Annotated in this window: 22 protein-coding genes; 9 read left to right on the forward strand and 13 right to left on the reverse strand. The window is 40.9% G+C overall.

Translation table 11 applies throughout. The features are described from left to right. Position 1 precedes the first annotated feature (1 nt). Positions 2-238: a sulfurtransferase TusA family protein gene (locus tag QMN06_RS10165; protein WP_281970008.1), complete on the reverse strand. Its 237-nt coding sequence runs from the start codon at positions 236-238 to the stop codon at positions 2-4. Continuing rightward, positions 235-2,877 carry an alanine--tRNA ligase gene (gene alaS, locus QMN06_RS10170; protein WP_281970009.1) on the reverse strand — a complete coding sequence of 881 codons (2,643 nt, stop codon included), beginning with the start codon at positions 2,875-2,877 and terminating at the stop codon, positions 235-237. The genes QMN06_RS10165 and alaS overlap by 4 nt, the downstream gene beginning before the upstream one ends. A gap of 153 nt (positions 2,878-3,030) precedes the next feature. Here alaS and QMN06_RS10175 point away from each other — a divergent pair, with 153 nt between their 5' ends. From QMN06_RS10175 to QMN06_RS10185, 3 genes are read left to right on the forward strand one after another with little or no spacing between them, the layout of a single operon-like run. Beyond that, positions 3,031-3,492, forward strand: a complete 462-nt coding sequence (locus tag QMN06_RS10175; RefSeq protein WP_281970010.1) for a tripartite tricarboxylate transporter TctB family protein — start codon at positions 3,031-3,033, stop codon at positions 3,490-3,492. A 47-nt stretch (positions 3,493-3,539) separates the two neighbouring features. Then, on the forward strand, positions 3,540-5,042 hold the full coding sequence (locus QMN06_RS10180; protein WP_281970011.1) for a tripartite tricarboxylate transporter permease: 1,503 nt from the start codon (positions 3,540-3,542) through the stop codon (positions 5,040-5,042). Between the two features lie 35 nt (positions 5,043-5,077). Continuing rightward, positions 5,078-6,859 (forward strand): glutamine--tRNA ligase/YqeY domain fusion protein, encoded by a 1,782-nt coding sequence (locus tag QMN06_RS10185; protein ID WP_281970012.1) that lies wholly within the window; start codon positions 5,078-5,080, stop codon positions 6,857-6,859. Between the two features lies 1 nt (position 6,860). Here the strand turns inward: QMN06_RS10185 and QMN06_RS10190 are convergent, their stop codons facing one another. Continuing rightward, positions 6,861-7,772, reverse strand: a complete 912-nt coding sequence (locus tag QMN06_RS10190; protein ID WP_281970013.1) for an SDR family oxidoreductase — start codon at positions 7,770-7,772, stop codon at positions 6,861-6,863. A gap of 19 nt (positions 7,773-7,791) precedes the next feature. On the opposite strand from QMN06_RS10190, the gene QMN06_RS10195 reads away from it, so the two are divergent. Both QMN06_RS10195 and QMN06_RS10200 read left to right on the forward strand, forming a co-directional pair. After that, positions 7,792-8,856 (forward strand): CDP-6-deoxy-delta-3,4-glucoseen reductase, encoded by a 1,065-nt coding sequence (locus QMN06_RS10195; RefSeq protein WP_281970014.1) that lies wholly within the window; start codon positions 7,792-7,794, stop codon positions 8,854-8,856. Between the two features lie 62 nt (positions 8,857-8,918). Then, complete coding sequence (locus QMN06_RS10200) at positions 8,919-10,097, forward strand: acetylornithine transaminase (RefSeq protein WP_281970015.1); 1,179 nt, start codon at positions 8,919-8,921, stop codon at positions 10,095-10,097. Here the strand turns inward: QMN06_RS10200 and QMN06_RS10205 are convergent. From QMN06_RS10205 to QMN06_RS10235, 7 genes are all read right to left on the reverse strand, one after another. Beyond that, entirely contained in the window at positions 10,082-10,795 is a 714-nt protein-coding gene (locus tag QMN06_RS10205) for an ABC transporter ATP-binding protein (RefSeq protein ID WP_281970016.1), read from the reverse strand. The genes QMN06_RS10200 and QMN06_RS10205 overlap by 16 nt on opposite strands. After that, on the reverse strand, positions 10,788-11,555 hold the full coding sequence (locus QMN06_RS10210) for an ABC transporter ATP-binding protein (RefSeq protein WP_281970017.1): 768 nt from the start codon (positions 11,553-11,555) through the stop codon (positions 10,788-10,790). The genes QMN06_RS10205 and QMN06_RS10210 overlap by 8 nt, the downstream gene beginning before the upstream one ends. After that, complete coding sequence (locus tag QMN06_RS10215; protein ID WP_281971768.1) at positions 11,555-12,607, reverse strand: ABC transporter ATP-binding protein; 1,053 nt, start codon at positions 12,605-12,607, stop codon at positions 11,555-11,557. Before QMN06_RS10215 ends, QMN06_RS10210 begins: the two co-directional genes overlap by 1 nt. 23 nt (positions 12,608-12,630) lie before the next feature. Beyond that, a complete protein-coding gene (locus QMN06_RS10220; RefSeq protein WP_281970018.1) occupies positions 12,631-13,566 on the reverse strand; it encodes a branched-chain amino acid ABC transporter permease in 936 nt (311 codons plus the stop codon). Between the two features lie 35 nt (positions 13,567-13,601). After that, entirely contained in the window at positions 13,602-14,717 is a 1,116-nt protein-coding gene (locus tag QMN06_RS10225) for a branched-chain amino acid ABC transporter substrate-binding protein (RefSeq protein ID WP_281971769.1), read from the reverse strand. A 116-nt stretch (positions 14,718-14,833) separates the two neighbouring features. Next, the gene (ispH, locus tag QMN06_RS10230; RefSeq protein ID WP_281970019.1) at positions 14,834-15,805 is read right to left on the reverse strand and encodes a 4-hydroxy-3-methylbut-2-enyl diphosphate reductase; all 972 of its coding nucleotides are present in this window, start codon (positions 15,803-15,805) and stop codon (positions 14,834-14,836) included. An 18-nt stretch (positions 15,806-15,823) separates the two neighbouring features. After that, positions 15,824-16,267, reverse strand: a complete 444-nt coding sequence (locus QMN06_RS10235; RefSeq protein ID WP_281970020.1) for a peptidylprolyl isomerase — start codon at positions 16,265-16,267, stop codon at positions 15,824-15,826. An 18-nt stretch (positions 16,268-16,285) separates the two neighbouring features. On the opposite strand from QMN06_RS10235, the gene radC reads away from it, so the two are divergent. The 3 genes from radC (at position 16,286) to rpmG (ending at position 17,496) form a co-directional block, all read left to right on the forward strand. Then, positions 16,286-16,990, forward strand: coding sequence for a DNA repair protein RadC (gene radC / locus QMN06_RS10240; protein WP_281970021.1), 705 nt, complete (start codon positions 16,286-16,288; stop codon positions 16,988-16,990). Positions 16,991-17,076: 86 nt separating this feature from the next. Further along, positions 17,077-17,310 carry a 50S ribosomal protein L28 gene (gene rpmB / locus QMN06_RS10245; RefSeq protein ID WP_281970022.1) on the forward strand — a complete coding sequence of 78 codons (234 nt, stop codon included), beginning with the start codon at positions 17,077-17,079 and terminating at the stop codon, positions 17,308-17,310. A gap of 18 nt (positions 17,311-17,328) precedes the next feature. Further along, entirely contained in the window at positions 17,329-17,496 is a 168-nt protein-coding gene (gene rpmG / locus QMN06_RS10250; protein ID WP_281970023.1) for a 50S ribosomal protein L33, read from the forward strand. Between the two features lie 40 nt (positions 17,497-17,536). On the opposite strand, the gene QMN06_RS10255 is transcribed toward rpmG, so the two are convergent. The 3 genes from QMN06_RS10255 to purN all read right to left on the reverse strand — a co-directional run bounded on the left by QMN06_RS10255 (position 17,537) and on the right by purN (position 20,902). After that, a complete protein-coding gene (locus QMN06_RS10255; protein ID WP_281971770.1) occupies positions 17,537-18,691 on the reverse strand; it encodes a fatty acid desaturase in 1,155 nt (384 codons plus the stop codon). A gap of 80 nt (positions 18,692-18,771) precedes the next feature. Then, positions 18,772-20,244, reverse strand: a complete 1,473-nt coding sequence (locus QMN06_RS10260) for an RsmB/NOP family class I SAM-dependent RNA methyltransferase (protein ID WP_281970024.1) — start codon at positions 20,242-20,244, stop codon at positions 18,772-18,774. A gap of 16 nt (positions 20,245-20,260) precedes the next feature. Continuing rightward, entirely contained in the window at positions 20,261-20,902 is a 642-nt protein-coding gene (gene purN, locus QMN06_RS10265) for a phosphoribosylglycinamide formyltransferase (RefSeq protein ID WP_281970025.1), read from the reverse strand. A gap of 27 nt (positions 20,903-20,929) precedes the next feature. Here purN and QMN06_RS10270 point away from each other — a divergent pair, with 27 nt between their 5' ends. Beyond that, positions 20,930-21,871, forward strand: a complete 942-nt coding sequence (locus QMN06_RS10270) for a bifunctional riboflavin kinase/FAD synthetase (RefSeq protein ID WP_281970026.1) — start codon at positions 20,930-20,932, stop codon at positions 21,869-21,871. The last annotated feature ends 1 nt before the right edge of the window (position 21,872 follow it).

Genomic DNA, 21,872 nt, shown 5'->3' on the forward strand with positions numbered 1-21,872 from the left:
TTTAGCGACGCTTTAAATAAAAAGTAAAGATTTCTTCCTGCTTTTCTGAAGCAAGCAACTCATTACCTGTTTGTTTTGCAAACATCGGAATATCCTGTTCTGCGCCACGATCATTCGCGACTACTTTTAATACTTGACCCGTTTGCATATCGGCTAATGCCTTCTTAGTACGAAGTACAGGCAAAGGGCAAATCATGCCCATGCAGTCTAACTCTTTATCGATTTGTCCAGGGATCATAAGCGCTCCTTTAACCATTCCTCAACACTTGCTAATGCTTTTGGTAATTGCTGGGGCTGATTACCGCCTGCCATTGCCATATCCGGCTTACCACCGCCCTTACCGCCAACTTGCGTAGCAACATGATTCACTAAATCGCCAGCTTTTACTTTATGAATTAAGTCTTGAGTTACACCAGCAACAATTTGTACCTTGTCATCCTGAACCGTTGCTAGCACTACAACTCCTGAATGAATCTTATTTTTAATTTGATCTAGAGTTTCACGCAACGCCTTAACATCTAAGCCGTCTAGTTTTGCGACCAAGGTACTCACCTTGTTGATGGAAACTACTTGTGAAAGTAGTTCTTCACCCTGACTCGCAGCCATCTTCGATTTAAAGCGCTCAAGATCTTTTTCTAACAGCTTGACGTGCTCTTGCAACTGTTCAATACGATGTTGCACTTCTTCAGGGTGGGTTTTTAAAGACCCGGCAATTTGAAGAATTTGTTGATCTATTTTTTGCATTCTGTTGAGTGCGTTTTCACCAGTAATAGCTTCAATCCGCCTGATGCCTGCTGCCACACCACTCTCAGAAACAATCTTAAATAAACCAATATCCCCTGTACGATCGACGTGCGTACCACCACATAATTCTTTTGAGCTACCAATCTGTAGAACGCGGACCACATCGCCATACTTTTCCCCGAACAACATCATGGCACCTGTTTTTTGCGCATCATCAATGCTCATTGATTTGGCAGAGCTAGCAGCATTTAACAAAATCTCTGCATTGACGATTTGCTCAATTCTGACTATTTCATCACGAGTAACGGGCACATTATGAGTAAAGTCAAAACGTGTTTTTTCAGTATCGACCAAAGAACCTTTTTGCTGAACATGCGCTCCTAAAACTTCCCGTAATGCTTTATGCATGAGATGCGTAGCACTATGATTGCGCGTGGTTGCAACACGCGCTGTTTGATCTACTTTGGGATGAAGTGCATCGCCAAGCTTGAGTGTGCCCTCCAGTAATCGGCCTTGATGACCAAATACATCCGCCTGAATTTTCATCGTATCGTCAACCTGGAACAGTGCTGAAGGATTTCTTAACTCCCCTTGATCACCAATTTGTCCACCAGACTCCGCGTAAAATGGCGTTTGATCGAGAACAATGACAGCGTCTTCTCCACTCTTTAATTCAGTTACTTGTGAGCCGTCAATATAGATGGCTTGAACGGTTGCCTTTTCGATGGACAATTGGTCATAACCCAAAAACTCGGTAGGGATGCCCTTATATTCCAATCCCTGTGCCATTTTAAATTTTCCAGCGGCTCTAGCTAGGCTTCGTTGTTGATTCATTGCCACATCAAAGCCAGCTTCATCTACTTGAAGATTTCTTTCTCTACACACATCCGCTGTTAAATCGAGAGGGAATCCAAAGGTATCATGCAGTTTGAAGGCAATCGCGCCGTCTAATGAGTTACTCAAAGAGTTTGTGCCTAACTCTGATAAAGCTTGTTCCAAAATTTCCATACCATTGGCAATGGTTTGGAAAAAACGCTCTTCTTCTTGTTTGATGATTTCTGTAATTTTGTCTTGCTGAGCTAACAAATCAGGATATGCCTGCCCCATCTCTTTTGCTAATGCAGACACAAGACGATAGAAGAATGGAGTTCGTGCGCCAAGCTTATAGCCATGACGTATAGCACGACGCGTGATTCTTCTAAGAACATATCCCCTGCCAGCGTTTCCAGGAATGACTCCGTCAAGTACGGTAAAACTACATGCACGAATATGATCTGCAATGACCCTTAATGAAGGACTCGCTATATCAACATCTTGACCACCAGATGATTCAACATTCAACTTAGCTGCAGCAATCAAGTTAACAAATAAATCAATTTCATAATTGGAGTGCACGTGCTGCAAAACGGCAGAGATTCTCTCCAAGCCCATACCTGTATCAACGCTTTTCTTCGGCAATGGGTGCATCACGCCATGTTCATCGCGATTAAATTGCATGAATACATTGTTCCAAATCTCGATAAAGCGATCACCATCTTCATCAGGACTACCTGGAGGCCCGCCAGGAATATTTTCGCCATGATCGTAAAAAATCTCAGTACACGGCCCACACGGTCCCGTATCACCCATCATCCAAAAATTATCTGATGCGTATCGAGATCCTTTGTTATCGCCGATTCGAACTACACGCTCTGGTGGCACACCCATTTTTTTTGTCCAGATATCGTATGCTTCGTCATCATCTTGATAAACGGTAACTAATAACTTATCTTTCGGGAGTTTGAAAACTTCGGTTAGCAATTCCCAAGCAAACTGAATAGCATCTTCTTTGAAATAGTCACCAAAAGAAAAGTTGCCCAACATTTCAAAAAAAGTATGGTGTCTAGCTGTGTAGCCAACATTATCCAAATCATTGTGTTTGCCACCTGCACGAATACATTTTTGAGCGGTGGTGGCCCTTGTATAAGGCCTTTTATCAAACCCTAAGAAGACGTCCTTGAATTGATTCATTCCGGCATTGGTAAACAACAATGTCGGATCATCTCCAGGAACAACTGGACTTGAGGTAACGATTTGATGACCCTTGGATTCAAAGAAATCCAAAAAGCTTTGTCTAATTTCATTTACTTTCATAAAGTGTATTATCTCATTTTGGTGCGAATTGCCAAAAACTCATACTATATATGTGGTTTAATCTGGGTACTAAGGGGAAACCCTTAGGGTGTATCTGCGAGATTAAACTTACAATCACACATCATTATTAAAACTATTATTTAGGAGTTGGAATTGAGAATAAAAGATAAAAAAGATTTTGCCTCAGGCTTAATGTTTATCGCATTTGGAGCATTTTTCGCAATACTTGCTCGTGGCTACCAAATGGGAACGGCGGCAAAAATGGGATCAGGCTACTTTCCATTTTGGTTGGGCGTACTTCTTGGTTTGCTTGGTTTAGTTATTTTAGCGAAGTCTTTAGCTACTAACAGTGAAGAACATGCACTTGAAAAGTGGGATTGGAAAACCCTACTTTGGATAACTGGTGCTGTTGTTTTATTCGCTGTAATTCTTCAATACCTCGGATTAATTTTGTCCATCATCATCTTAGTATTTTTCTCTGCTTTAGCTAGTCATGAATTTAATTGGAAGCAAACTTTACTGAGTTCACTGATTTTGATTGCAATTTGCTACGGAGCTTTTGTTTGGGGTCTCAAACTTCAATTCCCTGTATGGCCTCCATTCTTAGTCGGCTAATTTCTCTATCCATTCAAACATATACCTATTAAAGAAAGAACTCTCAAATGGATCTGTTAAGTAATCTCTCCCTAGGCTTTGCTACAGCCTTTACTCTGCAAAATTTAGCCTATTGCTTTATTGGTTGCGTTCTTGGAACTCTTATTGGAGTTTTACCTGGACTTGGGCCAATTGCTACCATTGCGATGTTGCTTCCAGCAACTTACGCCCTCCCCCCAATTGCCGCATTAATTATGCTTGCCGGTATTTACTACGGCGCACAATATGGTGGTTCAACAACGGCTATTTTGATTAATATCCCGGGCGAGTCTTCTTCGGTCGTTACAGCGATTGACGGCTATAAGATGGCTAGAAACGGTCGAGCAGGTGTAGCTTTATTTACTGCTGGTATGGGATCATTCTTTGCAGGCTGTGTAGCCACTTTAGTTTTAGCCGCTTTTGCTGCACCATTATCAGAGTTAGCTTTCAAATTCGGTCCTGCTGAATATTTCTCATTAATGGTATTGGGCTTAATTGGTGCTGTAGTTTTAGCTTCTGGATCTTTGATCAAGGCAATTGCCATGATCATTCTTGGTCTTTTATTAGGTCTCGTTGGAACTGACGTTAACTCTGGTACGTCACGTTATGCTTTTGATGTTCCTCAATTGACCGACGGTTTAGGCTTCGTTGCTGTGGCGATGGGTGTGTTTGGATTTGCTGAGATTATGGCAAACCTTGAGCAAAAAGAAAACCGTGAAACGTTCTTGGATAAAGTTACTAATTTATGGCCTACCAAAGCAGACTTTAAGCGGATGGTCATGCCAATCTTACGTGGAACAGCATTGGGTTCTGTTTTAGGTATTCTGCCAGGTGGTGGTGCCGCTCTTGCTGCTTTCGGAGCTTACTCTTTAGAGAAAAAAGTATCCAAGTATGGTCATGAGTTTGGTAAAGGTGCTATTGAGGGCGTTGCTGCTCCTGAAAGTGCAAATAATGCTGCTGCTCAAACATCCTTTATCCCACTATTAACTTTAGGTATTCCGCCAAACGCTGTGATGGCGTTGATGGTTGGTGCAATGACGATTCATAATATTCAACCTGGTCCACAGGTGATGACAAGCAATCCAGCTCTCTTCTGGGGACTGATCGCCTCAATGTGGATTGGTAACTTAATGTTGATTATTTTGAACTTGCCAATGATTGGTGTTTGGGTTAAGTTGTTAACAATCCCATACAGACACCTCTATCCAGCGATCTTAGTATTCTGCTGTATTGGTGTTTACTCTGTGAACAACACAGTATTCGATATCTACTTGACTGCTGGTTTCGGTATTCTTGGATATATTTTCATGAAGTTTAAGTGTGAAGCCCCTCCATTATTGTTAGGTTTCGTTTTAGGACCTATGATGGAAGAAAACTTCCGCCGTGCTCTCTTATTGTCACGTGGAGATTACTCTGTATTCGTTACACGCCCACTTTCAGCATCGCTCTTAGCTGCTGCTGCTTTCTTAGTGGTAATCGTGTTACTCCCTGCATTTAAGAAGACGCGTGAAGAAGCTTTCGTAGAAGAATGATGTAAGTTCCTCAAGGCACATTACAATATGTGTCTATGTCTAAAGAAATAAAACACTCCCCAGAAACCTCGGCAAATACCGAGGTTTCTAACTTTTTACGGCAGATTATTGATCACGACTGTGCCAATGGCACTTATGCTCATCGTCTAGATAGCAGTGGCAATAGCCTACCTTCTGTCATTACTAGGTTTCCACCTGAGCCAAATGGCTATTTGCACATTGGTCACGCAAAAAGCATCTGCCTGAACTTCGGTCTCGCTAAGGATTACTCCCATTTAGCAAATGGTGCGAGATGTCACATGCGGTTTGATGACACAAATCCTGCAAAAGAAGAAACCGAATACGTCGATAGTATTCTGGACGCAGTGCAGTGGCTTGGATTTGATTGGCATCACTCGGGTAAATCCTACCAGTTTTATGCTAGTGATTACTTTGAAACCCTGTATTCATTCGCAGAAACATTAATTTCTGCTGGAAAAGCGTATGTGGATAGTCAAAGTGCGGAAGATATCCAAATCAATCGAGGTAACTTTCAGCAAGCCGGTAAAGATAGCCCCTTTAGAAATCGAAGTATTGCGGAAAACTTAACCCTCTTTAGGGATATGCGCGCTGATAAATTTGCTGATGGTGAACACGTTCTGCGCTTAAAGATTGATATGACTCACCCAAACCTGGTGATGCGTGATCCCGTTATTTATCGTATTCGACACGCACACCACCATCGCACGGGCAATACCTGGTGCATCTATCCGCTATATGACTTTACGCACTGTATTTCTGATGCGCTGGAAAATATTACTCATTCTATTTGTACCTTGGAGTTTGAGAATAATCGTCCTTTATATGAGTGGATCCTTCATGAACTTGAATCTACTGGGGCTCTCAAGTCACCTCTGCCACATCAATATGAATTCGCTAGGTTAAATTTAACCTATACGTTAACGAGTAAGCGTAAATTACTGCAACTTGTTCAAGAAAATTATGTTGATGGCTGGGATGACCCTCGTATGCCGACGATTGTTGGGCTTCGAAGAAGAGGCTATACCCCTGAATCTTTACAGCTGTTTTGTGAACGAATTGGTGTCTCCAAGGCAGATAGTTGGATCGATATGAGTGTTTTAGAACAATCCCTCAGAGATGATTTAGATCCTAAAGTTGAAAGAGGTACTGCTGTTTTATCTCCCCTTAAACTGATTATTGAAAACTTTGAGGGTGATTTGGAATGGTGCTCTGCGCCCAAGCACCCTCATCATGAGGATTGGGGACGTCGTGAATTCGCGCTCACGAAAGAACTTTGGATTGAATCAGATGACTTCATGATGGAGCCCGTGAAAGGTTTCTTCAGGTTGTATCCCCCTAAAGATGGACAACCGGGTAATCGAGTCAGATTACGTTACGGTTTTGTGGTTGAATGTACGGGCTTTGATACTGATGAGCAAGGCAATCCAATCGCCGTTCGCGTTAAATATTTTCCCGATAGCAAAAGCGGCACACCAGGCTCAGCGGACTATAAAGTCAAAGGAAATATTCATTGGGTTAGTGTGAGTCATGCGATTCAAGCGGAAATCCGTATGTATGACCGACTCTTTACAGATCCAAACCCAGCAAGTGGCGATAAAGATTTTTTAACCCTACTTAACCAAGACTCAAAAAAAATCTTAAAGGCTTTTGTTGAGCCTAGTCTCGCTCTTGCTAATGCAGAACAGCGCTTTCAATTTGAAAGACATGGCTATTTTGTCGCTGATCGCGTTGATTACACGTCGAACCAACCTGTATTTAACTTTGCAGTTGGATTAAAAGACCAATGGAAAAAATAATCTAAAAAAGAGTGCCTTGTTTCTCTTTTTGTTGCTTTAGAAAATCTTCAACCGTTGGGTACAAGAAATGGAATCCTAATTCTTTTAAACGCTCATTTTGTAGTCGTCTAGACTCCTTCATAAAACTTAACAGTTGCGAACTAACTTGTGTTCTTAACTCTTCAAACGTTAATCGTTTTGAACTAGGAAGTGCAAAGGTCTTGGCCACCAAGTCAAAGTACTCACCCATTTTGAGCCAACTCGAATCGCTCGCATTGAGAACTCGTTGAGGTAAGCCGCGATAAAAGGCGTACAAAATGACTCTCGCTAAATCATCTGCATGTATATGGTTTGTAAATACATCTTCATCATGTTTTAAAGCAGGAGTCCCGGCCTTTAATCGTTCGATTGGTAAGCGATTGCCGGCATAAATACCCGGTACGCGCAGAATACTCACTTGAACCTGATGATGAATTGCCCATGCTCGTAACTGTTGTTCAGCATCCATTCTTCTTTGTCCCCGAGGACTGGTAGGTGCTAAAGTCCTTGTTTCTGAAACATAGTCTCCTTTGCAGTCTCCGTAAACGCCCGATGTGCTGACATAAATCAAACGTTGTGTTTTTCCTCCACGGGAGAGTGTGTGCAATAAGTTTCTTGTTCTCAGGTCTTTTGGGCCTTCTTGATTTGGCGGCGCAAGATGAATCACATATGGGGCTAAATGTGCTATTTTTTTTAGGGTTTGCCGTTGATCTAAATTACCAATAATGGGAACGGCTCCCATGCTTCTTAAAAGGCTTTTTTTCGACTCTTGAGTGGTTAATACATATACTTTGTGAGTTTTGACTAAAATAGGAAGTAATCTCATACCAACATCTCCACAACCTATGATCAGAACTCTCGGTTGATTTGCAATGGAGGATGAAGTAACAGACATGATAAATAGTAAATGTTTTATGAAAGGACGTGTTTTGGATTCTAGCGCAAGTTTTGTAGTAACCCTTCAAGCAAGTGGCAAAAGCTTTTCTGTTCAACCAGATGAAACCATTTTAGATGCTTCTCTAAAAGCTGGAATCATTCTAGCCTATGGCTGTAAAAATGGTGCATGTGGCTCTTGTAAAGGAAAGATTTTAGGTGGTGAAGTCCGTATGGGTCCTCATAATGCATCCACACTCACTGAAGAAGAGGAGCAACGTAAAGTAGCTTTACTATGCTGTTCTTTCCCTTTAAGCGACTGTTTGGTTTCAGCTCGAGAAATTGAAGCTGGTGAGATTCCAATCAAAAAAATCCCTTGCCGAGTAGCGGATTTAGTGCAGGTTGCAAGTGACGTCATGGTCTTAAAACTGCAACTTCCTTCTACGGAGCGTTTTCAGTATCGCGCTGGTCAATACGTTGAATTTTTACTCAAAGATGGTAAACGTAGAGCATATTCCATTGCCACCCCTCCTCATGAGGAAGGCCCAATAGAGCTTCATATTCGTCATATGCCTGGTGGCTTATTTACTGATCATGTGTTTGGTGCTAATCCTAATGCCGTCATGAAAGTGAAAGATATTCTTCGATTTGAAGGCCCGTTAGGCAGTTTCTTTTTAAGAGAGGCATCTGATAAGCCGATGATTTTTATCGCATCTGGGACTGGTTTTGCCCCAATCCAAGCCATTATTGAGCACACCATACATGAGAAAATGACAAGGCCAATCTATCTTTATTGGGGCGGACGCCGTCCAAGTGATTTATACGAACATGAAAAATGTTTAACTTGGGCCAACGAGCACCCTCATATTCAATATATTCCGGTGATTTCAGATGCGCTACCGGAAGATGCTTGGCAAGGTAGAACTGGATTTGTTCATCAAGCAGCGGTTGATGACTTTCCAGATATGAGTGGATATCAAGTTTATGCCTGTGGTGCCCCCATCGTCATTACTTCTGCTCAAAGAGACTTTATAAGTAAATGCCAACTTCCTGAAGATGAGTTTTATGCAGATTCATTTACCTCAGCGGCTGATCTTGCCAATTGAAAATATCTTGTCATCTTTAAAACTTAAAATAATTTAACATTCACTTATTTATCGAGAACGCTATGCACGATCCACATTCAGTCATGTTCATCACCAAAAGACCTGAAATTGAAATGATTTCAGGTAATGGCTCTTGGTTGGTGGATAACAACGGTAAACGCTATCTAGATTTTATGCAGGGCTGGGCGGTGAACTGTTTAGGTCATAGCAATCCTGGGATGATTGCAGCCTTGGATACCCAAGCACGCAAAGTAATCAATCCAAGCCCAGCGTTTTATAACTCACCGATGATTGAGCTCGCTGATCTTCTAACTGCAAACAGCTGTTTTGATAAGGTCTTTTTTGCAAACAGTGGTGCGGAAGCCAATGAAGGGGCAATCAAGCTTGCGCGTAAATGGGGTAAGATCCATAAAAATTCAGCATATGAAATTATTACTTTTGATCATAGTTTTCATGGGCGAACAATTGCAACCATGAGCGCCTCAGGTAAACCAGGTTGGGATACTATTTTTGCCCCTCAAGTAGATGGTTTTCCAAAAGCTGATTTAAATGATTTGGCATCAGTTGAAAAATTAATCAATGAAAAAACTGTTGCTGTGATGTTGGAGCCCGTCCAAGGTGAGGGAGGCGTCATTCCAGCCACCCAGGAATTTATGAAGGCGCTACGCAAGCTAACTAACGACAAAGGCATCTTATTAATTGTTGATGAAGTTCAAGCTGGTTGTGGCCGTACTGGTAAATTATTTGCCCATCAACTCTTCGATGTTGAGCCAGATATCATGACTTTAGGTAAGGGTATCGGTGGTGGTGTACCTTTATCTGCACTTTTGTGTACTGACGCGGTTGCTTGCTTTGAGCCTGGTGATCAAGGTGGGACTTATAACGGTAATCCATTGATGTGTGCGGTGGGTGTCAGCGTTATTCAACAATTAACTGCCCCCGGCTTCCTAGAAGAGGTTCAAGCCAAAGGTGACTATCTCAAAGAAAAATTATTACAGCTTTCAGAAAAGTATCAGATGGATGGTGAGAGGGGTGAGGGATTATTGCGTGCCCTTAAGTTAGGGCGTGATATTGGGCCAGAATTAGTTGAAGCTGCAAGAAACAATAACCCTACTGGACTATTGATTAACTCTCCTCGTCCGAATTTACTAAGATTTATGCCAGCTCTGAACGTTAGTCGCGATGAAATCGATCAAATGATTTCGATGCTAGATGATTTTTTATCTCAAGCGCCCAAATAAGCTGTATGAATTCGAGGATCTTGGCTAAGATCCTCGCCAGTTCCAGTGATGGTTATTTCGCCACTTTCCATTACGTAAGCTCGGTCAGACATTGCTAAAGCAATATTTGCATTTTGTTCCACGAGTAAAATGGTCATACCTTGCTGAGATATTTTACGAATGACCTCAAAAATATTATCGACCATCAACGGAGATAGTCCCATCGTTGGCTCATCCAGTAACAGTAACTTAGGTCTAGACATGAGCGCGCGCGCAATCGCTAACATTTGTTGCTCTCCGCCAGATAGAGTTCCTGCTAACTGATGGGCACGCTCTAAAATTCTAGGGAAATATTCAAACATCTGTTGGAGATCCTGCTCAATAAGTTCGTCATCTCGCAAATAAGCACCCATCATCAAGTTCTCCATAACGGTCATTCGTGTGAATATACCGCGCCCCTCAGGAACTAATGCAAGACCTTCTTGGACCAATTGGTGTGATTGATAGTTGCTGAGCTTTCCTTGAAATAAGATACTACCCATACTGGGTTTCAATAAGCCTGAAATAGCTTTTAATGTGCTTGTTTTACCTGCTCCATTAGAACCAATTAAGCTGACCAACTCACCCTCTTGAATATATAAATGAATACCTTTTACGGCCCTAATTCCCCCATAAGAGATTTCAAGATTGGTGATTTCTAAAATATGCTCACTAACCATGATGTGCTAACCCTAAATAAGCCTCAATGACCGCAGGGTCTCTTCTTACGATTTCGGGTATACCTTGCGCAATGACTCGTCCTTCATCAAGAACTGTGATTTCACTACAAATACCCATCACTAATCGAACATCATGCTCAATCATCAAAATCGTTGTGCCATCCTCACAGATTTTTTGTAGGAGTTGTTGTAATTCTTTTTTTTCCGTTTGATTCATGCCTGCAGCAGGCTCATCTAAAGCTAATAGAAGAGGCTCCGTTGCTAATGCACGCGCGATTTCTAAACGCCGTTGAGATCCATAGGAGAGATTTTTTGAAACTTGATATGCTTCTTTTTCAATCCCCACATATGCTAGAAGTCGCATAGCATCGTCAACAATTTGTTTCTCTTCTTTGGTTTGGGATGATGTTTTAAAAATTGTACTGAAAAATCCGGCTGTGGTTCTCACATGTCGGCCTACCATCACATTTTCAAGAACTGTCATTTCTTTAAATAGCCGAATATTCTGAAAAGTTCTAGCAATACCTGCTTTTAAAACTTCATCCACAGCACTTGGATTATAAATTTGGCCATTTAACTTAAAAACTCCTGAATCTGCAGGATATAAACCTGTCATCACATTAAAAAAACTGGTTTTACCTGCTCCATTGGGTCCAATCAGCCCAACAATCAAGCCTTTAGGAACTGTTAAATAAGCATCATTTAGGGCTTGTAAACCCCCGAATCGTTTATTAACGCCTGTAATTTCTAATAAGGCCATCAGGAGACTCTCATCTGTGGCCATAAGCCATTAGGACGATACCGAATGATTAAGATAAGCGCACATCCATATAAAAATTGACGAATGATTTCAGCATCAACCACAACATGCCCAAATAGCATCGTTTGTAGTGGCACTAAGACGGCTCTCAGGAACTCCGGAAATACCGCAAGTAATAAGCTTCCTAAAATAACTCCGGGTATATGCCCCATTCCGCCAAGAACCACCATGGCTAAGACAACGATTGACTCCGATAAAGAGAATGATTCCGGTGAGATAAAGCCCTGAAATGATGCAAATAATGCCCCTGAAATCCCGCCAAAGGAGGCGCCAATTGCAAATGCTAAGAGTTTCAAGTTACGCGTATTGAGTCCCATTGCTTTGGCTGCAATTTCATCTTCACGAATCGCGACCCATGCTCGACCAATCCTTGAGTTTTGTAGGCGGGCACAAATGATCACAACCCCAACGACCAAAATTAAGAATAAATAATAATTAAGGATCACTGATGGGATGGTAAATCCAGCAATATTCCACTTCTTCCCAAAATATAAACCGAACATATTTACGGCATCAATACCATTAATCCCTTTAGGTCCATTTGTTAAATTAATTGGGCGATCTAAGTTATTTAGAAAAATACGAATAATTTCTCCGAAACCCAAAGTAACAATCGCCAAATAGTCCCCTCGAAGTTTAAGTGTGGGCGTGCCTAACAATATGCCAAATACTCCAGCTATCAATGCAGCTATCGGCAAAATTAACCAATACGAAGTATGAATACCCAAAGGAAACACCTCTTTGAGGTGCACAAATGCATTGAGTAGATGAGGGGAAGCTAATAATCCTGCACAATACGCTCCAACAGCGTAAAAAGCGATGTAACCTAGGTCAAGCAATCCCGCAAATCCAACGACAATATTTAGACCTAATGCCAAAAACACATATAACAAAGCAAAATCAAGAACTCTGACCCAATAGTTTCCACCTGCAAATAGACACAACCAGGGGGTCATGCACAACAAAATAGCTAAAAAAAGCCACTGTGCCATTTTTTTATCTTGGGAGAATTGGATCATGCCCGGTCTCCTTGTTTTTCTCCTAACAAACCTGATGGTCTAAAAATCAGTACGATAATTAAAACAAGAAATGCAAAAATATCTTGATAATTAGAACCAAATACTCCACCTGATAATTCACTGATATATCCCGATCCTAGAGATTCAATTAGGCCCAGTAACAAGCCTCCAAGCATTGCACCAGGGATATTGCCAATACCACCCAAAACAGCTGCTGTAAATGCTTTTAAGCCAGGGGTAAAACCCATATAAAAATGGGCTGATCCATAATTACTAGCAATCATAAAACCAGCTAAAGCCGCAAGGCCCCCACCCAACATAAATGTATATGAAATCACACGATCAGTATTGACTCCCATTAGACCTGCAACCGAGGGATTTTCAGAGGTGGCGCGAATAGCTCGACCAAACTTGGTTTTTTTTACAAGCACTAGCAAAGTGAGCATCACAATCAATGAAACAACAATGATGATGATTTCCTTTGTCGTAATTGTTGCAGTCGAATAAGGAATTTGAATGGCTTGAGTTGGTAATAATTGCGGAAATCGCAAAGGTGTTCTTCCCCAAATCATCATTGCAATAGTTTGTAACAGGATTGACATGCCTATTGCGGAAATCAATGGGGCAAGTCGTGGTGCAAATCTTAAGGGTCGATAGGCTAATTTTTCAATATAAAAACTAATCACTGCACATGATGATATTGAAACAACTAAAACAATCAAGATAGTAATAATTACTGGCAACTCTGGGAAAAAATACTGTAACACTTGCATGCAAGTTAAAGCAATCATGGCCCCTAACATCAATACTTCACCATGTGCAAAATTAATAATTCCAAGGACTCCATAGACCATGGTGTAGCCCAAAGCAATCAAGGCATAAATGCTACCTAAAACTAAGCCATTCAGAATTTGCTGTAAGAATATATCCATAATGAAACGGCAGATGAATATCTGCCGTTAGATATTTATTTCATTTTTACAACTTCAAGTGTCACCACTTTACCGTCTTTGTATTGATTCAAAGTAATAACGCTTTCTTTTAAATCTCCCTTTGCATCAAAGGTAATCTCTCCTGACAAGCCAGCATAATTAGTTGCAGGTAAAACGTTCAATATAGAGGCAGCATCTGTAGCATTTGCGCGCTTCATGGCATCAACAATAATCATGACAGCGTCATATGCCATGGGTGAGTATATTTCTACCTGAGATTTAAAACGCTCTTGATAATTCTTTAAGAAGGCTTCGCCATTACTTAAGCTTTCCTTTGGAACACCAACAGTCGAACAAATCACATTAACTGCAGCGTCACCGGCTAGTTGCGCTAGTGTTGGGCTACAGATACCATCACCACCAATAATCTTGGCAGTGATCCCAAGTTCCATTGCTTGCTTAGCGAACGGACCACCCGTAGCGTCCATACCGCCAAACAAAATCACATCTGGCTTTTTCGATTTAATATTGGTTAGTATCGCTTTAAAGTCTGTAGCCTTATCATTCGTTGCTTCATGAATCACTATTTTTCCACCTGCGGCAAGAATTGTTTTTTCAAACTCATCGGCTAAACCTTTACCGTATTGTGTTGAATCATCCACAATAGCAATACTTTTTCCATTAAGTTTTTCTAAGGTGTATTTTGCTAATACGGGTCCTTGTTGTGCATCAGTGCCAACTAAGCGAAATGTCGTTTTAAAGCCTTGTTTTGTATATTCAGGATTTGTGGACGATGGTGAAATCTGGGCAATGCCAGCTTCGCTATATATTTTAGAAGCGGGAATCGATACTCCAGAATTTAAATGTCCGACGACGGCCACAACTTTTTGGTCAACTAATTTTTGCGCAACTTGTGTGCCTTGTTTTGGATCTGATGCATCATCTTCCGCTAAAAACTCTAAAGTAACTTTTTTACCATTAATTACAAGGCCTTGCTTATTCACTTCTTCAATCGCAAGTCTTGCACCATTTTCATTATCTTTTCCAAGATGAGCGTTAGGTCCGGTAACAGGAGCAACATTTCCAATTTTCACAACAATGGAGTCCGATGAACTAGAAGCACTTTCTTTTTTTCCACAGGAAACCAACATCAAGGCCGACAAACTCACCGCACCAACAAGCTTCGTTAAATCTAAGATATTTTTGTTTGTTTTGTAACCCATATTCATTCTCCTTTGCTGAATTGAACTCACTAAATGTTTTGCAATTATTGTTTTATTCTACTCGTTGAATTTGGATTTAATCCCTTAGGTAATTGAAAAATAGTGTGTTCAATCACACCATCCAAGGATCGAACTGCTCTTGGACCAAATTCTCTAATTTTTTCGATGATAGATTGCGCAAGAATCTCTGGCGCTGATGCTCCAGCTGTTAAACCGACCCTCTTAATATCTTTAAACCACTCCTCTTTTAATTGAGAGGGGTGATCCACCATGTAAGCCTTTACACCTAATTTTTCAGAAAGCTCCCACAACCGATTCGAGTTCGAACTATTAGGGCTACCCACGACAATAACAAGTTCAACTTGAGGCGCCATGAGTTTGACAGCATCTTGTCGGTTCTGGGTTGCATAACAAATGTCTTGTTTTTTAGGTTGTGTGATGTGAGGGAATTTTTTGGTCAATGCAACAACAATATCTGCCGTTTCATCAATCGACAAAGTGGTTTGTGTCACATATGCAATTGGCATATTGAGTGGTAAATCCAAGGTCGCCACATCACCTACTGTTTGCACCAAACTAATCCGATCTTTTACCTGCCCCATCGTTCCCTCAACTTCAGGATGACCCTTATGTCCAATCATCACAATGTAGTGTCCATCGCGATACATCTTCGCCACTTCCACATGTACTTTGGTTACCAATGGGCATGTTGCATCAAAAACACGAAAGCCTCTTGCTTGAGCATCTTCTTTTACTTTTGGGGGAACTCCATGAGCACTAAAAACCAGTGTTGCCCCTGCAGGAACCGTAGCCAAATCGTCAATAAAAATGGCTCCTCTGGAACGCAAATCATCCACCACGTATTTGTTATGAACAATTTCATGACGAACATAGATTGGTGCACCAAATTGCTCCAGCGCCTGATTCACAATCGTAATGGCTCGATCAACACCAGCACAAAATCCCCTTGGCTGTGCCAACAAAATTTCAGCAGATGGATGATTGTCTTGACTCATTTTGCGGGGTTACATGTTTTAAAGAACAGAAATAATTTTGACTTCAAAGATCATCTCTTTACCGGCCAACGGATGATTAAAGTCAAACCAAGCGCCAGTCTCATCCATACTCTGCAAAGTACCAGCATACTTACCGCCGTGCGGTGCTTCAAACTCAACAATATCTCCAGGAGAATAATCTGCTTCTGGATCACTATTTTGTTGCAAGGTTTGTATAGATATTTTTTGTACCAACTCAGGATTACGCAATCCATAGGCATTTTCGGGACTCAGCGTAAACGTTTGATGATCGCCACTAGACAATCCCATCATGACGTTTTCCAATCCAGGAGCGAATTGACCGGCCCCCATCAAAACGGTTGCTGGTTTATCAGTAAATGTATTTGCAATGTCTGCACCATCCTTAAAGCTCAAGCGATAGTGCAAAGTCAAAAAAGATTCGTTTTTTACAATATTTTCCATAATGTACCTATTGTAGCGATGGCACCACCAAATCGCTCATCTATTCGAAATTGGCCTGTTGAAATGCGCCCTAGAGAAAGGGTTTTACAATTCGGTATCCAATCATTAAGTAATGCCGAGTTATTGGCAATTTTTATTCAAACTGGGAATAAAAATCGAAATGCAATAGAACTCTCTTCTGATATTTTGCAACATTTTGGAGGATTTCAAAATCTTTTAACAAGTTCTTTAGATGATTTTAAAGATATACCGGGTCTAGGCATTGCCAAGTGGACGCAAATCCAAGCTGCGCAAGAATTAGTGAAAAGAGCAAGCCTTGAGCAGTTAAAAGATCGGCCACTTTTACAGTCCCAAGCAATGACGAGACAGTTTTTACAAACAAGCATAGGCTCCTTGGATCATGAGGTCTTTGCTTGCTTTTTTCTTGATCAAATGGGTTACTTGATTGAATTTAAGGTTCTTTTTCGAGGGGATTTCCACCAAACTTTTATTTATCCTCGAGAATTGATAAAAGAGGCTCTGAAGAGAAATAGTTCTGCAGTTATATTGGCGCATAACCATCCAAATGGACTAGCTTTTCCAAGTGAAGCAGATATTGCTTTAACAAAAACTCTCAGAAAATTATTAAATTCCATAGAAATCAATGTCCTAGATCATCTCATCGTCACTCAAAATGCCTATTATTCACTTTTAGACGGTGGAAACCTTAGTCTGGACGAATAGAATAAATTTTTCTATATTCGCTTGGCAATTACCAATTGTAAATGCTATAATCATTGTCTTTAGTACAGAATATGAAGGAGTGTGTCATGGCTAAGGTATGCCAAGTCACCGGGAAAAAGCCGATGGTCGGTAACAATGTTTCCCATGCAAACAATAAAACTAAGCGTCGCTTTTTGCCTAATTTGCAAAATCGTCGTTTTTGGGTTGAGTCAGAAAACCGTTGGGTAAGCTTACGTCTTACTAATGCGGGCTTACGTCTCATTGATAAAAACGGTATTGATTCAGTTTTGGCTGATATCCGTGCTCGTGGTGAACTATAAAAACTTAAGGAACCCATCATGGCAAAAGGCGGACGCGAAAAAATCAAATTAGAATCTACTGCAGGTACTGGTCACTTCTATACCACTACTAAAAACAAAAGAACTACTCCTGAAAAAATGGAGATTATGAAGTTTGATCCTAAGGCTCGCAAGCACGTTTCTTACAAAGAAACAAAGATTAAGTAATTTCTTTAAATATAAAAAAACCGCACGATGTGCGGTTTTTTTATGCCAGGGTTTTTAGTTTTTGAGAAAATAGTTGTAAGAACTGGTTATTACTTCTCTCAGCTTTAACGCACCAATGATGTAACTGCTCCAGTAATTGATCACCAGTCGCAGAAGATCTTGACCAAATTTGAGTTAATTCTCTGCGCATTTCTATCAAATGCTTCATGCGATCATTTGCACTCATCAAATTTTCTAGGCGGATTTTATGCAGTGAGCTTAATTTATTCTCATCCTTACATAACCAATGATGATTGTCTGCAAACTCTTTTGCTAAATCCTTCATGCCTCTGACCTCTTGTTTAAAGGCCTCTTTCAAGGTCTTACTATACTGTGCCATCAGCTCGTAACGATGTTTGATGACTGTTTTTACGAGCTCTTCATTGATGACTTGAGCTTGAGTCTGGCGCATTTTAGGAATCGTCTTTTTGACATGAGCTAACTTCAAGCTTTGTAAGGCGCAAATATATAACCAACCAATATCTATTTCATACCATTTACTTGATAACTTAGCACTTGTGGCAAAAGTATGATGATTGTTGTGCAACTCTTCACCGCCAATAATCAAGCCTAAGGGTAAGATATTTCTTGAAGCATCTTCGCAGTCATAATTTCGATAACCCCAAAAATGTCCAATGCCATTAATAATTCCAGCAGCTGTAAAGGGAATCCAAATCATTTGAATGGCCCAAATAAATCCACCAATAGCTCCAAATAGCAGAAGGTTAATTGCCATCATTAAACCAACACCTTGCCAACGATATTTAGAGTAAATGTGATTTTCAACCCAATCATCTGGTGTGCCATGACCAAATTTATCCATGGTTTCTTGATTATTGACTTCTAATTTATATAAATCCGCTCCACGCCACAAAACGGTATGAATCCCTAACACTTGAGGACTATGAGGATCATCTATAGTTTCACATTTTGCGTGATGTTTACGGTGAATTGCTGCCCACTCTTTAGTGACCATTCCAGTCGTTAACCACAGCCAAAGACGGAAAAAATGTGACACGGCAGGATGTAAATCTAGTGCCCGATGCGCTTGGTGTCGATGTAAAAAAATAGTCACACTGGCGATGGTAATGTGGGTCATGATGATGATGTACCAAAAAACTGCCCATCCTGACCACTGTAATACTCCACCAGACATCCACTCCAACAACCACTCTGGTAAAACTTGACTTAGCTCTTGCAAAATTAAACTCGCTCTATTAGACCTAAACCTCTATTTTACTCCTCTTTCACGGGGGTTTCTTGCACTTCCTCTTGTGGGGTTTGAGTAATCGTTGTTTTTTTCTCTAGAATGGCCGCAAAAAAACCATCGGTTTCGTGACGGTTTGGCCAAAGTTGCCACCAGGAAGAATCCAAGCTTGCTCCAACCGGGATATCATTTAATTGAGGGAATGATCCCTTTAAAACCTCTTTTGGATCAAGTAATACGAAATTTGGATGTTGTTTTAAAAACTCAAGAACAATCACTTGATTTTCTTGCTCCAAAATACTGCAAGTTGCATAAACTAATCTTCCACCGGGCTTTAATAATTTTGCTGCTGCATTCAATATGGAATATTGTTTTGCCTGAAGCTCTTCAATCGCCTGAGGACTCTGTCGCCACTTCAAATCAGGATTTCTCCGAAGCGTGCCTAAACCACTACAAGGCGCATCAACTAAAACGCGATCAATTTTTCCCGCTAAACGCTTTACTTTGGCATCATTTTCACTATCAATCCATACGGGATGAACATTAGACAAACCACTTTTGGCAACTCTTGGTTTTAATCTTGCAAGTCTTCTTGCGGATATATCAAAGGCATATAAACGACCCATAGATTTCATCATGGCGCCCATTGCAAGTGTCTTGCCTCCAGCTCCTGCGCAAAAATCAACGACCATCTCCCCTCTTTTAGGGGCTAGCAACATACTCAGTAATTGACTACCTTCATCTTGTACCTCAAACTTACCGTCTTTAAAACTTTGCAAATTTTGTAATGCAGGCTTGCCAAGTAACCTCACCCCTAATTCAGAATAAGGTGTGGCTACGGCCTGATAGCGCCCTCCGAGTAAATTTAACTCTTCAAGCAAGGTTTCTCTTTTTTCTTTCATCGTATTCACACGACAATCTAGGGCGGCGGGCTTTAACAAAGCAAGTGCTAACTCCTCCCGAGACTGAGAGCCAATTTGCTGTTCCAATTCTTCCCACAACCAATCTGGCAAATTAAATCTCACAGGTGGTGTGAGGCTATCTCTAGGATAGTTCACAAATCGTTGTAGCCAATCAATTTCCCCAGGGTGGGCGACAAATGCTAAGTCGGCTAATGCACTCTCTAATTTATGGCTAGTCCCCAAACCCCCTTCAGATAAGGAAATCATTAAACCTAAAAGAGCAATTCTTCTATACAAAGCTCCTTGACCACTTTGTGCATATTGCAGTAACTCTAATTTATGTCGTAATACAGAAAATGTAGACTCCGCAATTAAAGCTCGATCACGATTACCAAGTTGGCTATTATCTTTAAAGTATTTACTCACTACCATGTCAGAAGGACTATCAAACTTTAAGACCTCAGGTAGTAATCGCATGAGATGCTCTAAGTGAACTGGTAAAGCCTTTGCTTTAGCAATCGCAGGGTTGTAGGGTGTTTTTTTAGGTAAGCTTGTCCTACTTGAAACTTTCTTTGCAGGAGGTGTTTTTTTATTCATCATTGGAATGAATGATTCCTTAAGGGGTAGTTGGCAACATAAAAAATTGTTGCTGCGCAGGTTCTACTCTAACATTTCCCCGCTCTAAGACAAGTTGTTCTCGAATAAACCACTCAATTGCTTGTGGATAAATTAGATGCTCGATGACAAAAACCCTACTCGCCAATATCTCTTCAGTGTCGTTTTGTAAAACCGGAACAATACCCTGAGCGATGATTGGACCAACATCTAAAGCTTCTGTAACAAAGTGCACCGTAGCCCCATGCCATTTAACCCCTGCATTTAAGGCTGCGCGGTGGGTATTTAAGCCAGGAAAACTAGGTAATAAGGAGGGGTGAATATTTATCAATTTCTCACTAAATTGCTGGACAAACTCACTTGATAAAATCCTCATATAACCTGCTAAAACAACTAAATCCGGCTCCAGATTACGTGTTTTTTCTAATAAAGCATGGTCATATAAAGGCCTGTTAGGAAAGCTTTTGTGATCAATAATCGTGACTGGCACGCCAAATTTATCGGCAATTGCAATTCCTGGGGCGTCAGGTTGATTACAAATGACATGTATCACCTGAGCTTCCCAAGCCCTTGCGTGCTGGGTCTCAAGGATTGCGGCAAGATTTGATCCGCGCCCAGAAATAAGAATCACAATTTTTTTCATCACCCCTAATATAATTGATAAATTGTTGTGAAAGTTATCCGCGGAATACCCCCCTCTTTAATTCGGACCCCGTGCGCGTTAACCATTGGTAATTTTGATGGTGTGCACTTGGGGCATCAGGCGTTGCTCGCAGAATTACATACTTATGCTCAACAGCATCAATTGCAGACTTGTTTGTTAACTTTTGAGCCTCATCCAAAAGAGTTTTTTGCCCCCCAACATGCTCCCGCGAGAATCTTAGGGCTTAGAGATAAGTTGGATGCATTAAAAAAAACCAACGTAGATTTAGTCATCGTTGAACACTTTAATGCCCACTTTGCAAAAAAAACCCCCGATGAATTTGTCCATGACATTCTAGTAAAAGGTTTAAATACTCGTCACATCGTAATTGGCGATGATTTCCACTATGGTGCAAAAAGGGCTGGAAATATCGAATCTTTAAAAATAGTCGGGGAGCAATATGGTTTCTCTGTGCATGCTTTGAGTACGATCAACGATTCTCAAAGTCAACGTATTTCCAGTACAGCGGTTAGAAATGCTTTACATCAAGGTGATCTTGAACTTGCTAAACAATTATTGGGTCGCCCCTATATGATTTCAGGGCATGTCATCCATGGCAAAAAATTGGGGCGAACTTTAGGGTTTCCAACCTTAAATGTGGCGATGACCAATCGCTTTCAACAAAGACCTCCTGCAATGACAGGTATTTTTGTAGTTCAAGTACACGGTTTAGGAAAAAACCCTATTTCTGGAGTGGCTAGCTTGGGATATCGACCTACTGTTGAGGATGCGGGTCGTGTTTTGCTGGAAACACACCTATTTGATTTTCATGAAGAAGTGTATGGGAAAATTATCCAAGTAGAATTTTTGAAAAAGCTCAGAGATGAGGCAAAATACTCTGATTTAACCTCTTTGCAAAATGCAATTGAGGCTGATGCGAACGCTGCAAGAAATTATTTTAAAAATTAAT

This window comes from Polynucleobacter sp. SHI8, from assembly GCF_027944005.1.
In the GTDB taxonomy this organism is placed as follows: Bacteria; Pseudomonadota; Gammaproteobacteria; order Burkholderiales; family Burkholderiaceae; genus Polynucleobacter.

Coding starts and splice junctions, on each gene's coding strand:
- QMN06_RS10185 (WP_281970012.1), top strand. CDS start 5,078: ATGTCTAAAGAAATAAAACACTCCCCAGAAACCTCGGCAAATACCGAG.
- rpmB (WP_281970022.1), top strand. CDS start 17,077: ATGGCTAAGGTATGCCAAGTCACCGGGAAAAAGCCGATGGTCGGTAAC.
- QMN06_RS10260 (WP_281970024.1), bottom strand. CDS start 20,244: ATGATGAATAAAAAAACACCTCCTGCAAAGAAAGTTTCAAGTAGGACA.
- rpmG (WP_281970023.1), top strand. CDS start 17,329: ATGGCAAAAGGCGGACGCGAAAAAATCAAATTAGAATCTACTGCAGGT.
- QMN06_RS10205 (WP_281970016.1), bottom strand. CDS start 10,795: ATGGTTAGTGAGCATATTTTAGAAATCACCAATCTTGAAATCTCTTAT.
- QMN06_RS10255 (WP_281971770.1), bottom strand. CDS start 18,691: ATGTCTGGTGGAGTATTACAGTGGTCAGGATGGGCAGTTTTTTGGTAC.
- QMN06_RS10190 (WP_281970013.1), bottom strand. CDS start 7,772: ATGTCTGTTACTTCATCCTCCATTGCAAATCAACCGAGAGTTCTGATC.
- QMN06_RS10195 (WP_281970014.1), top strand. CDS start 7,792: ATGAAAGGACGTGTTTTGGATTCTAGCGCAAGTTTTGTAGTAACCCTT.
- QMN06_RS10165 (WP_281970008.1), bottom strand. CDS start 238: ATGATCCCTGGACAAATCGATAAAGAGTTAGACTGCATGGGCATGATT.
- QMN06_RS10180 (WP_281970011.1), top strand. CDS start 3,540: ATGGATCTGTTAAGTAATCTCTCCCTAGGCTTTGCTACAGCCTTTACT.
- alaS (WP_281970009.1), bottom strand. CDS start 2,877: ATGAAAGTAAATGAAATTAGACAAAGCTTTTTGGATTTCTTTGAATCC.
- QMN06_RS10220 (WP_281970018.1), bottom strand. CDS start 13,566: ATGGATATATTCTTACAGCAAATTCTGAATGGCTTAGTTTTAGGTAGC.
- radC (WP_281970021.1), top strand. CDS start 16,286: ATGGCACCACCAAATCGCTCATCTATTCGAAATTGGCCTGTTGAAATG.
- QMN06_RS10215 (WP_281971768.1), bottom strand. CDS start 12,607: ATGGCACAGTGGCTTTTTTTAGCTATTTTGTTGTGCATGACCCCCTGG.
- ispH (WP_281970019.1), bottom strand. CDS start 15,805: ATGAGTCAAGACAATCATCCATCTGCTGAAATTTTGTTGGCACAGCCA.
- purN (WP_281970025.1), bottom strand. CDS start 20,902: ATGAAAAAAATTGTGATTCTTATTTCTGGGCGCGGATCAAATCTTGCC.
- QMN06_RS10235 (WP_281970020.1), bottom strand. CDS start 16,267: ATGGAAAATATTGTAAAAAACGAATCTTTTTTGACTTTGCACTATCGC.
- QMN06_RS10200 (WP_281970015.1), top strand. CDS start 8,919: ATGCACGATCCACATTCAGTCATGTTCATCACCAAAAGACCTGAAATT.
- QMN06_RS10225 (WP_281971769.1), bottom strand. CDS start 14,717: ATGTTGGTTTCCTGTGGAAAAAAAGAAAGTGCTTCTAGTTCATCGGAC.
- QMN06_RS10210 (WP_281970017.1), bottom strand. CDS start 11,555: ATGGCCTTATTAGAAATTACAGGCGTTAATAAACGATTCGGGGGTTTA.